The sequence below is a fragment of the Arcicella rigui genome, assembly GCF_034929435.1.
In the GTDB taxonomy this organism is placed as follows: Bacteria; Bacteroidota; Bacteroidia; order Cytophagales; family Spirosomataceae; genus Arcicella; species Arcicella rigui.
On the sequence record NZ_JAYFUM010000002.1, the window covers coordinates 16,134 to 28,080 of the forward strand.

8 protein-coding genes are annotated in these 11,947 nt (G+C 36.4%); all 8 read right to left on the reverse strand.

The window, feature by feature from the left end; all coding sequences use genetic code 11:
• Positions 1–91: 91 nt before the first annotated feature.
• A complete protein-coding gene (locus tag VB248_RS02095; RefSeq protein ID WP_323295075.1) occupies positions 92–1,213 on the reverse strand; it encodes an acyltransferase family protein in 1,122 nt (373 codons plus the stop codon).
• Positions 1,214–1,326: 113 nt separating this feature from the next.
• Positions 1,327–2,970, reverse strand: a complete 1,644-nt coding sequence (locus tag VB248_RS02100; RefSeq protein WP_323295076.1) for a hypothetical protein — start codon at positions 2,968–2,970, stop codon at positions 1,327–1,329.
• A gap of 31 nt (positions 2,971–3,001) precedes the next feature.
• Positions 3,002–3,913, reverse strand: coding sequence for a transketolase family protein (locus VB248_RS02105; RefSeq protein WP_323295077.1), 912 nt, complete (start codon positions 3,911–3,913; stop codon positions 3,002–3,004).
• A gap of 34 nt (positions 3,914–3,947) precedes the next feature.
• On the reverse strand, positions 3,948–5,924 hold the full coding sequence (locus VB248_RS02110) for an NAD-dependent epimerase/dehydratase family protein (RefSeq protein ID WP_323295098.1): 1,977 nt from the start codon (positions 5,922–5,924) through the stop codon (positions 3,948–3,950).
• 129 nt (positions 5,925–6,053) lie between these two features.
• Positions 6,054–6,878, reverse strand: coding sequence for a transketolase (locus VB248_RS02115; protein WP_323295078.1), 825 nt, complete (start codon positions 6,876–6,878; stop codon positions 6,054–6,056).
• A 108-nt stretch (positions 6,879–6,986) separates the two neighbouring features.
• Entirely contained in the window at positions 6,987–8,951 is a 1,965-nt protein-coding gene (locus VB248_RS02120) for an OmpA family protein (RefSeq protein ID WP_323295079.1), read from the reverse strand.
• Positions 8,952–9,098: 147 nt separating this feature from the next.
• On the reverse strand, positions 9,099–11,111 hold the full coding sequence (locus VB248_RS02125; protein WP_323295080.1) for an OmpA family protein: 2,013 nt from the start codon (positions 11,109–11,111) through the stop codon (positions 9,099–9,101).
• A gap of 176 nt (positions 11,112–11,287) precedes the next feature.
• Positions 11,288–11,947, reverse strand: a complete 660-nt coding sequence (gene rpe, locus VB248_RS02130; protein WP_323295081.1) for a ribulose-phosphate 3-epimerase — start codon at positions 11,945–11,947, stop codon at positions 11,288–11,290.

The following is an 11,947-nucleotide window of genomic DNA, read 5'->3' on the forward strand; positions in this document are numbered from 1 at the left end:
TTACAAAATTATTGAAACATTGGCACAAAACCCATTTTTCAAAGAATACTTTGCTTCAATCTACGATTCTAAGTCACAAATTATTGTTTACTTAATACGTGAAATGCTTTTTTAAGTGGTTGATTGGCTTTTCAACAAGAAACCAAGAGAGGCTTGCGACTACAATTGTGATGATAAAATAATAGAATAGTTCAAAAACAACATTACTACTCACAGCTGGCATAATTCGCTGAATTTTGTGCAAAACTCTTAGTACAATACTCGTCTGGGGCGTATGATAAAAGTTATAAATAAAATTATGATACAAATAAATACCGTAACTGATACGACCAAAGTAGCTTATGGCAGGATTTTCTAAAAATGATTTCCCAAAACTTTGATAGCCCGAAACTGCTTTCGCAATAAAGAAAAAACAAAACAATGCCGATACAAACCTTTCAAGTACAACCGTACCAAATTGGTGGCTCAGATGCGTAATACTTTGTTGGTGTAAAGTGTAGTAAACCGAGAAAGCATACACTCCAAAACTAAGTAAAACCAACCAAGTATTAGCTAATTTTTCAAAGATAGCTTCTTTATGAAAAGTAAAATAATAAGCCATTAAACCGCCCAAACCGAAACAATCAAGGCAAGTTGGCATCAAAACGTACTGAATTACCCAATTACTTCCTTGAAGATAGAAGAAAACCCGAAGACCGATAGAAAGCAAAATCATTAGGGTAAGTACTTTAAGGTAATGTTTGCTTGGTAAAAACAGAATCAAGTAAGGGAAAATTAGATAGTACTGTTCTTCTACTGCCAAAGACCAGAGGTGGTCGATTGTTCCCATCCAATGTTGATGAATGGCAATGTAAAAATTGGTAGCATAAGCCAAACACCACAAAATCGTATCTCTTACAGGTGGGACATCGAAAAGGTACAGTGCAAAAATGGCTAAGAAATAAATCGGGAATATTCTGATACTTCTACGAATGATGAATTGCTTTACCGAAAACCAATGGCTTCGACCAATTTTATCATCCTTTAACTTGCTTTCAATCAGGATACGGGTAATCAAAAAACCGCTGAGTACAAAAAACATTGTTACACCCAAATGCCCCAAAGGCAATACATTTTTTTCTGCTAACCAGTGGTCAAAAAGTACCAAAGCGACAGCTACAAAACGGATTCCGTCTAATTGGGTAAAATATGTTTCTTTTTTTGTTTGAGACATTTTGTAAATATTTGAGCTTATTTCTCATAAGCTGTGTTTTGTGTAAAGAGGTGTAATTTTTATAAATTTCTGATAATTAGAAGCTTAAATCGACAATTGCCAATGTTTGTTTCCTAATAATTATGCTCAATTTTGATTGAATCATTCAAATTATAGGCTTTCCCAATCTTTCCGTCTTGAATCCACAAGCCTAATTGATAAGTATCAGCATCTATAAATTGATATTCAAGTGAGCCAATAAACCCTTTTGCCCAAAAATCGCCCGTCCTCAAAAACTTTCTCATCGAAGAAGAATGATTACTCACAGGGTAAATATAGACTCTTTTACTTGATTGAAGCATTAAATATACACCAAATTTTCCTTCTATTCTTGGCTCAAAGTCGGCACTTTCAAAAACTAACATTTCGCTGTATGGCGTTTTGTAAAAAGAATGTTGCCATTTGGGAGCTTCAATAATAGGTTTTTTGAGGCTTCCCAACTGTTCATTAAACCATAAATGAGGTATCTGATAAATGTTACTATTTAACTTATCAAATTTATCGCCCGAAACTATCAAATTATTGATTAAAGCACAAATTCGCTGTTTTTGTAAGTGAACAGTAATGTAATAATTTCGATAATTACTCCATAAATTATAGAGAATACTCAAGAAAATCAAAGGAATGATAGCTTTCGCTAACAAATATCTGTCAGCTTTGAGTAATAAACAAAAATACAGACTAACTATTATTAATACTGAATAGATTTTATATCGACTGACAAATAGCGAGATTAGTCCAAAACTTACCCTTGTAACCGCCACGATGAAGGCTGTGCCGAGTACAAAAAGAAAACAGCCTAACAAAAATAGCTCAATAGCTTCAAATTGGCGGTTTATTAGCCAAGCTTTCATCAAATATTTGACTAAGAAAAAGATAACCAATCCCAGCGATAAAGCTCCTACAAGCGTTATTAAGATGATTCTAATCGTCATGTTACTGACAAGGTCGAAAGCTGAACCAATGAATAAAAGAAAACCTTGACCAATGGCTATTATATCTACGCCTTCAAAATAATGAATGTACTTGGGCGATTGATAATGATAAAAGTATGTACCAATTAGTAACAAAGCCCAAAGGCAAAAAATAAAAAAATCTTTTATCCTTTTTTGAAGTAATAGGAGTGTTCCGCAAACAAAAATGCTGAGAATACCATTCCCACTGGTATAAGTAGCTAAAAAAACAAAGCAGAGAGATAAATAAAAAAGTGAGCTTTTTTTCGAGAGGATGAAGTGAATGGCAATCAGTAAAATAAAAATTACACCAAAATTCTGAATTGAAGCCATTCCCCAAAAACTATTTTCCCAAAATTGTAACTGAAAAAATAGAAAAGGGACAGGAATAAAGTAAAGTAAATGAAATTTTAACTGTAAAAAGTAATGATAAAAAATAGCAACAATGCCGAGTAAAAATATGTTGCCGATAAAAATCATTACTCTGTAATTGAGATTTCCATTCAACCAGTAGATAAGAAAAGCAAAAACTCGATTTAGAAAAATTCTATGCTCGTTGTGTTGTTCAAAAAAAAGTTCGACTTTCTCGCCAAAACTAATTTCCGAAAATAGCTTTGGAAGAAAGTCGAAAAAGGTATAATCATCCAAATAGGGAATATTTACGGCATACTTATCAAGAAATAAGAAGTATCCTAAAATCGGAATCAAAACTGTCAGTAAAGATAATACTTTAAAAAGTTGAGCATTTTTAGCAGAAATATTCATGATTTGAGGTTTTATGAGATTAAGCCATAGCCTATTCCATAAAACACTTCAATTTGATGGCAATATTTTGGCTATCTAATCCCGACTGTGTTTGGTGATAAGTTTGGCTTCCGTAAGTACCATCGGGATACCCTTCGGCTCTTAGGCTTACAAACTTCTTTAACGAAACTCCATTTTCTAAAAGTTGCACAGACAATTGCTGTGCCAATCCTCCGGTACTTACGTGTTCTTCTACGACTAACAGCTTTTCAGCCTCTTGAATTAATTGGAAGGCTTCTTTTTCAATTTTCATTGGCAAATTGTAGGCCGTAAAGACGTTGAATTGCCCTGAAAGTTCTTCATTTTCTAAAGCATTCATTACATTGTTGGCAACAGGGCCTAATGATACAATCGAACCTTTAGCATTACTTGCTTTGTATAATAACTTCAATCCACCGAAATCAGTATCTAAGGAAGGTGTTTTTTTTCCTGCACCTAATCTTAAATAAGCTGGGCGAGCATCTGCAACGATTTGATTTAGAAAAGGTTCTACTTCATCTGAAAATGCTGGAATCCAACATTTTACGTTTTGTAAGCTACTTAGTCCTGCCAAATCTTCAATAGCATGATGGCTACTTCCCATGATTCCGTAACCATAACCACCTCCATTTCCGACTAAGAAAACGGGTAAATTATGTAAACAAACGTCGTTTCTAAACTGCTCCCAACAGCGATACACTACAAAAGGAGCGATTGAATAACAAAATACTTTAAAACCTTTGTAAGCCAAACCTGCTGCCAAGCCCACCATATTTTGTTCAGCAACTCCAGCATTGATAAAGCGATTGCCCATGGCCGCTTGTAAGTTTTCAAGGGCATTATATCCTAAATCTCCAGTGATAAAAACTACCTTTTCATCTTCAATGGCAATTTTTTCGATGGCATCTGAAAATTCTCTCCTCATTCTTTGAAGGCGATTCTTGAATCGCTTTATAATGTTATTTTCTTTGTTGTTCTACTAACCTTTTGATTTCCTCAGAAGTGTTATACTTCTTAATTCCCTTACGTACTCTGGTTCGGATAAACTTCGGTCTTTTCTTAGTTTCTTCAAAGATTTTGGCAATGTATTCTCCTAAAAAGCTTATCCCCAAGAGATTGATACCGCCAAAAAACATTACTAATACTATGACAGTAGAAATCCCCGAAGGGGTGTCTGGATAAAATATATATTTTGCCAATATTTGCCAAACGATACCTAAAATTGAAAGTAATGTCATGATAAAACCACCATAAGACATAATTTCTAAAGGCACAAAACTGAATGAGAAAATGGCTTTTTTTGCCCACCAAATGTTTTTTCGCCAGTTGTTGGTAGAAACGCCAAACATTCTTTCGGGACGAACGTAATCAACACCAATTTGTTTGAAACCAACCCAAGCACGTAATCCTCTTAAAAACTGTTCCGTTTCTGGTAAACTCACCAATTCTTTTACTACTTTTCTATCAATCATCGAAAAGTCGCCAGCATCATTAGGAATATTGATGTAAGACATATTTTTGAAGATTCTATAAAAAGTTTTGTAGAAGAAATGTAGCCAATTTGGCATTTCTCGCTGTACTCTTACACCATAAGTTACTTCGTAGCCTTCTGACCATTTTTCAAAAAAGCGTGGCATTACTTCTGGGGGGTCTTGCAAATCGCCATCCATGAGTACTACGGCATCGCCAGTTGAAATTTCCATACCAGATAAAAAAGCTGACTGAGAACCAAAATTTCTTGAATGGGTAATCCCGATTACATTCGGGTCTTTATTACAAATCTCTTCTAATACTTCTTCGGTATTGTCTGGCGAACAGTCGTTTACAAAAATGATTTCATAGCGTACTTTCATTTCGTTGAAAGTTTTCACTAATCTTTCATACATGTATGGAATTGCCTGAGCGTCTTTGTAACAAGCAATAATGGCCGTAATCACAGGGTTTAAGTAAGGATTTTGGAAAGCTGGCAATACTTTCTCTTCGTAGCGAATACTTTCTTGCCACTGGTAGTACTTTCTTAATCCTTCTGCCAAAGGCGTTTTTGCCGACCAGCCTAAATCTTTTTGAGCTTCCGTTGGGTCGCCGTACCAGTCTGCCAAATCCCATTGGCGATTTTCCATACTTCCCCACGAAGGTTTTTCAGCAATGCCAAATTCTTGTCGAGATACTTCTACTAAATCGCCAATGGTCGTTTTTACACTACTGGCAATGTTATAAGAATTACCACGAATGGCAGGCGACATTTTCAACGCTGTATCAAGGAAAGCTTCTATACAATCTGAAATATAAACAAAATCTCGACTGATTTCTGGAGAAACAAAATTGGGTAATTTATTATGTCTAACACTTTCAATCAATTTAGGAATCAAGCGGTCGGGTTCTTCCCAATCTCCATAAATTGAATAAAGACGTAAATTCACCGCATTTTTGTTGTGAACTTTCGCATAATATTGAATGGTATAAGCCGCAGAAACTTTTGAAACTGAATAATGACTGTTGGGTTCGAGTGCGTCGCTTTCTTTGGGTGCAGTACAGTTAAAACCATATTCCGAGCTACTTCCTGCATGGATGTACACCATATCAGACGCTAAATTTTCAAGCAGGTTTACTGTTCCGATTACATTGGTTTCATAAGTAAGCGTTACATTTTTTTGCTTAGAGTACGCTCCATAAGCCGCCAAATTGAAAATCGTTTTGGGCTTATAAGCACTAAAAACTTCTTGAACCGAGTAATTAGAAACAATATCGCAGTGAACAATATTTTCAGCAGGAACATTCAGTAATTTCAAACGCCATGCTTTTTGAGCATCATGGGTAAGTGCATAGCAGTCTTTTCTGAGTTTGAAAATCTCGTTGAAGAGATTCGCACCAATAAAGCCACTTGCACCATATACAAAAATGGGGCCTTTAAGGGAAAGTATTTTATCTTTTAACATGAGGTCGTTATCGAAAAAATATGATTTCAAGGGTTAGCTCGAAAGGATTAATTTAGAAGTTAATTTGTATTAGCTATCAGCCATCAGTCGTCGGATTTAAGTAAAACCTTTTAGGTCAATAGACGATGATTAAAGATATGCCTTCAAAATATCATTGGTAGCAACGGCGTACTGTTCTGGATTCATAGGAAGGTAATGCCACTCCAAGCGATTTTCCATGTAAGAAACGCCCTTTCCTTTTACCGTATTGGCAATGATTACTTTTGGCAAGCCGTTTTTATTATTTTTGAAAAAATCTATTTGCTGATAAAGTGCTTCAACATCGTGTCCGTCGCATTCTGCTACTTCAAAACCCATTACTTGCCATTTGGTAGCATCGGCAGAAATTCCCAATACTTGATTGGTATTTCCAAAACCTTGCAAACCGTTTTTATCAATCATCACTATCAGATTATCCAATTGCTTGGCTACGGCATAATGAGCAGCTTCCCAAGTTGTCCCTTCATTGGTTTCTCCGTCTGACATCAGCACATAAGTAGTTTCGTCATTTCCGAGAATCTTATTGGCTTGAGCAATGCCTAAAGCGATGGGTAAACCATGCCCCAACGAACCCGTAGCAAATGGAATTCCTGAAATTTTATTAGGAGCTGGGTGAGCAGGCAAAACTGTACCTTCTTTATAATAAGTACTGAGTAATTCATCTGAAATTTCACCTAATTCATGCAAACAAGCGTACAAAGATGCCGCCGCATGACCTTTGGAGAGGATAAAAACTTCGTCTTTGCGTTTGTGAGACATCAAAGAAGCAATCATTAGGTCGATACAAGAAAGCGAACAGCCAATATGACCAGCGTTGGCTTTAAAATACATATTTAAAATCTTGAGGCGTAGTGTTCCTTGCCACTTTTTTAAGTCTTGCAATACTTCAATTGAGTTACTTATCGTAGTTGTCATTCGGGCTTCTTTGGGTTATTTTGCCAGTTTCATTTTATGAAACTTAGGGCTGTCCTATGAAGAATACACAAAAATAACTGCTTTTTAAGCCTTACACAAAGAAAAGTACTATTTCTTAATGATTGTAAACTCTACTCTTCGGTTTCTTTGGCGTTGTTCTTCGTTGGCATTGTTAGAAATAGGTCGAGTTGGGCCCCAAGCTTTGGTCTTAATTCTTTGAGGTAAAATTCCCTGACTGACCAAATATTTTTTTACTGCTGCAACTCTGTCTTCCGATAATTTCATGTTCAATTGAAAGTCTCCCTGATTATCAGTGTGTCCTTCAAAGAGAATTTCCAAAGTCGGATTGTCTTTCATAACTTGTACAATTCTATCCAAATTTCGCATCAATGAAGGTTGTAATTTAGCTTCACCTTGTTCAAATGAAAAACTGTTTAGAATACCTTTACTTCCAACTTCGATTGGAATGAGATAAAAATCTTTTTTGATTTCTTGGTACTCATTTACATTTCTTAAATCAATGGTTTCGTTGACGGCAATAAAACCAGTTGCTTCTGGAATAAAATCATAAATATCATTCAGCGGTATTACGAAACTAAACGCACCAGTACTGGGTTCGTATTGCTTTATCTCAGTTTTATTTACTGAACTTCTCGCCGTCATGGTCAATTTGGCTGGAATGGCCAGTCTTTCGTTACTCGACAACACATTGCCCGTTACAATTGCCACAGGATTGGGTTGAGCCGTTTTAGGTAAAACTAATTTGTAAATATCTTCCTTTGCTCCGCCACTAAATGAACAAATATAGGCAAAATCACCAGAAGCTGGCATGGTAAAATAACCGTCCCAATTGGAAGTATTCACGGCTGGGCCAAGATTTTCGGGTTCTGTCCAAGATGTCCAAGTATCGTCTAACCTGACACTTTTAAAAATGTCATTGTCACCAAAACCAGAAAATCCACGAGTCGAAAAATAGAGTGTTTTGTTATCGGCAGCAATGAATGGCGTTACTTCATGCTCGATGCTATTGACGGTTTTCCCTAAATTTTTAGGTTCAGTCCAAGTATTATTCGGTTTTCTGAACGAAACATATAAATCTCGGCTACCAATGGCATTTTTTCTTTGGATAGACATCACCATTACTTTACCATCAGCAGAAACCGAAAATTCAGCGTTGGGGCTTTGGTTGTAATAATTATCAATTTTTACTTCTTCTGGAAAAGACCAGCCGTTGGCGGTACGATAAGTCCTTGAAATCCCCGAAGACAAATGTCCGTCTGGATGATACTTATTCATCAGCAACAGTTCGTATCCATCTGCCGAAACTGCCAAAACCGCATTTTTATCTTCGGTATTAATGGGTGCTCCAATATTTTGTGCTTTTTGCCAATTGCCCGCTTCATCCTGCACACTGAAATACACATCTTGGTCGCCTTGTTTACCGAAAAGGCTTAAATAATTACGAGTATAATAAAGCGTTTTACCATCAGAAGAGATAACAGGAGCAAATTCTTGATGCCTTGAATTGATATTTTTTCCTAAATTTTCTCGATAAACTTCACCCGGAGCATCTGCTGCCACATTCACCATCGCTTGAATGGGGTCTGTACTTGCCGAAATACCAATGGCATCTATCTGATTGGCATCTTTGATTTTTTCAATATTCAGTACAATTTTGATGGCATATACTTTATAAGGTGTTTTATTGGGTAAAATCACATTGAACATTTCGCCTTTATCTCTCGGAATAATGGCTGCATCTCTTTGGTAAAGGGTGTAAGGTTTTGCTAAAGAATCAAAGGCGATTACTTTGTCGATACTGCCAATACCATAATTTTCGGCAACGGCTACTTGCTGTATGTGCATCAAAGTATCAAAGCCAACGGTGATATATTCTTCACTTGATTTCTTTTGTACGGAAGGTTGCCAAGCTAAAGCACTTTGGGTGTATTGGGGCAATACATTGGGCTTGCCCAATACTTGTACGGCTTTATGTCCTAACTGTTGAAATGGGATTACTTTTTCGGAAGAAAAACTAAAAATTTGGCTTGCCCAATATGTTTTTTGGGACAATGCCGTGAAGGAAAAGGAATATAATAGCAATAATATGGAAAAGGACTTGATTTTCATTAAAGCCATATTTGTTTAATTATATCCTAATTTGACAAAAATAATACCAATTGCTGAAATTTCAGCATGAGTCCTTTGGCAAAGAGTTACTTAATTTTTGATAATCATAAATTCTACTCTACGGTTCAATTTACGTTTTTCTTCTGAATTATTACTTGAAACTGGTCGAGTAGAACCATATCCTTGCGTTTGGATTCGGCTCATATTAATGTTTTTACTGGCTAAGTATTTCTTTACTTCGTCCACTCTTTGTTTTGAAAGCAACAAGTTGGCATTCCAGTCACCCTGATTGTCGGTATGTCCTTCAAGCATGATTTCCATCGTCGGATTTTCCCTCATCAAGCTAACAATTCGGTCTAATTCTGGGTACGAACTTGGTAAAATTTCATACTTACTTTGTTCAAAAAATACGCTATTTAAGGTAATCCTTTGCCCAGCTTCTATCGGATAGAGATAAATATTCTTTTTGATTTCTTTAAAATTGGTCTCTTTTGTAAAATCTAAAGGTTCTGATATAGACATGAAACCTTTTTTAGAAGCCGAAATGGTATAGCTTTTCTTAGCTGGCAACATCAATTTATAATCGCCCGTTTGTGGGTCATAAGTAACGCAAACGGTATCTTTATCAGTCATCGACTGTACATTAATGCTGGCTGAAATTGGTTTTTTATCACTGTAATTATAAACACCACCCGTTATTTGTACTACGGCATCTGGCTTGATGGATTCAGGTACTTTAAATTTAAAAATATCTTCTTCTCCTATGGCGTTTTCTTGCGAACTAAAAAAGGCATAATCACCCAAAGCTGAAATCGAAAAGTAACCGTCCCATTCTGGCGTGTTGATGATTGGCCCTAAGTTTTCGGGTTCAGACCACTTCAACCAAGTGTCATCCAAACGGCGTGACATAAAAATATCGTTACTTCCAAAACCACTTAGTCCTCTGGTTGAATAATAAAGTGTTTTTCCATCTGCGGCAATAAATGGCGTGCTTTCATCTTCGGCAGTATTAATCACTGAACCTGCATCTTGTGGCTCAGACCAAGTATTGTCTGCTTGTAAAAATGACAAGTAAACATCTTTTCCACCTTGTGTTTCCTTGAATTGACCTGTCAGAATGAGTACTCGTCCATTGGGCGAAAAACTGTATTCTGCATAATCAGATTTATTTTTGAAATTTTTAATGTTTAAAGCCTTCGGGAAATCCCAACCTTTACTGCTTTTTGTGGACATCGAAACGCCTTTTGCCATTGTACCGTCTGGTAGATAGACATTGTTCAATAAAATTGTTTTGCCGTCGGGCGAAATAGCACAAATCGCATTGTGTTCATTGTTGTTGATAGGAGCAGGGAAAAGTACAGCCGCTCCCCATTTTTTATCTCCCTGCAATTCCGAATACCAAATATCTTGATTTTTATCTTTGCCTAAATTGTCGGGATGTTTCCAACGAGTATAGTACAAAGTTTTTCCATCTGGTGAAATGACAGGTGCAATTTCTCGATATTCTGAATTAACACTTTTGCCCAGATTTTCTTTAACAAGTTCGGTAGGCAAGTTTTTGGCAAGATTAATAGTGGCTTTGATGGGTGTAGTAGCCTGCGAAATACCAATCGCATCTATCTGACTCCAGCCTTTGATTCTGTTGGTATTCAGTACAACTTTGATACTTCTTACTTTGAATGGCGTAGGTTTTTGCAAAACAATATTTAACATTTTCCCAACTTCACCCGTCGGAGCAGATTTATTTGCCCAAAGTAATTTTAGGTTATCGAATTCATCAAAAGCTTCTACTCTTACCACACAACCTTGTCCGTAGTTTTCTGCAACCGCCACTTGTTGAATTGACATTAGGGTATCAAAACTAACAATAATAAATTCTTCTTGTGGATTATTCTGTGTGAGTGGCTGCCAAGCACAAGCACTCATACCAATTTGAGGGAGCTTGTTGGGTCTTCCCAGAACTTGAATCGCACGGTTTTCTTTGGTAGTAAGTGCATCCGAATATTCTGAAGAAAAGGCAACAACTTTACTTGCCCAAAATGTTTTTTGGGCGAATGAAAGACTTGAAATGAGAAAGAATAATAAAAACAGCAGTATTCTCATTATAATTTGATTAACAAAGCGATTAGATTTTTACCAATAAAATTAAACGAAAATTCCCTTTTTTTTTTTACTCTTTCCAAAATTGAGGCAGTAATGAGTAATTAAAATTGACTGATTTTGTGAAGAGATTGGAGTACTAACTACCCAATCTCTATTTAACAATCACAGAATAATGACTATCGTTTAATGTTTTTTAGTCCAGCAATGGTTTGCATTGGGTCTTTTGCCCCGAATACATAACTTCCTGCAATTAAAATATCTGCACCCGCTTCAACTAATTTTTGACCTGTCTCTTGGTTTACACCACCGTCGATTTCGATTAAAGTATTCAATCCTTTTTCCTCAATCATACGGCGTAATTTACGCACTTTGTCGTAAGTAGATTCAATGAATTTTTGTCCGCCATAACCCGGATTTACCGACATCAATAAAACCATTTCGCAGTCTGGTAAAATTTCTTCTAATACAGAAACAGGCGTTGCAGGATTAAGTACCACACCAGCCAAACAACCTAAATCTTTGATTTGCTGAATTGTACGATGCAAATGCGTGCAGGCTTCATAATGAACAGTGATGTTGGTAGCACCAATTTTTTTGAATTCAGCTAAGTATCGCTCTGGCTTTTCAATCATCAAATGAACATCTAATGGCTTTTTAGCATGGCGATTAATGGCTTCGATAACGGGCATTCCGAAAGAAATGTTAGGCACAAAGTGTCCGTCCATTACATCAATATGAAACCAATCGGCTTCGGAAGCATTTACCATTTCAATATCTCTTTGGAGATTTGCGAAGTCTGCTGCAAGCAAAGAAGGGGCAATCAGGATATTACTCAT

Excerpts from the sequence above, each read along its gene's own strand:
- VB248_RS02110 (WP_323295098.1), bottom strand. The coding sequence starts at position 5,924 with ATGTTAAAAGATAAAATACTTTCCCTTAAAGGCCCCATTTTTGTATAT.
- VB248_RS02100 (WP_323295076.1), bottom strand. The coding sequence starts at position 2,970 with ATGAATATTTCTGCTAAAAATGCTCAACTTTTTAAAGTATTATCTTTA.
- VB248_RS02105 (WP_323295077.1), bottom strand. The coding sequence starts at position 3,913 with ATGAGGAGAGAATTTTCAGATGCCATCGAAAAAATTGCCATTGAAGAT.
- VB248_RS02125 (WP_323295080.1), bottom strand. The coding sequence starts at position 11,111 with ATGAGAATACTGCTGTTTTTATTATTCTTTCTCATTTCAAGTCTTTCA.
- VB248_RS02115 (WP_323295078.1), bottom strand. The coding sequence starts at position 6,878 with ATGACAACTACGATAAGTAACTCAATTGAAGTATTGCAAGACTTAAAA.
- VB248_RS02095 (WP_323295075.1), bottom strand. The coding sequence starts at position 1,213 with ATGTCTCAAACAAAAAAAGAAACATATTTTACCCAATTAGACGGAATC.
- rpe (WP_323295081.1), bottom strand. The coding sequence starts at position 11,947 with ATGAGTAATATCCTGATTGCCCCTTCTTTGCTTGCAGCAGACTTCGCA.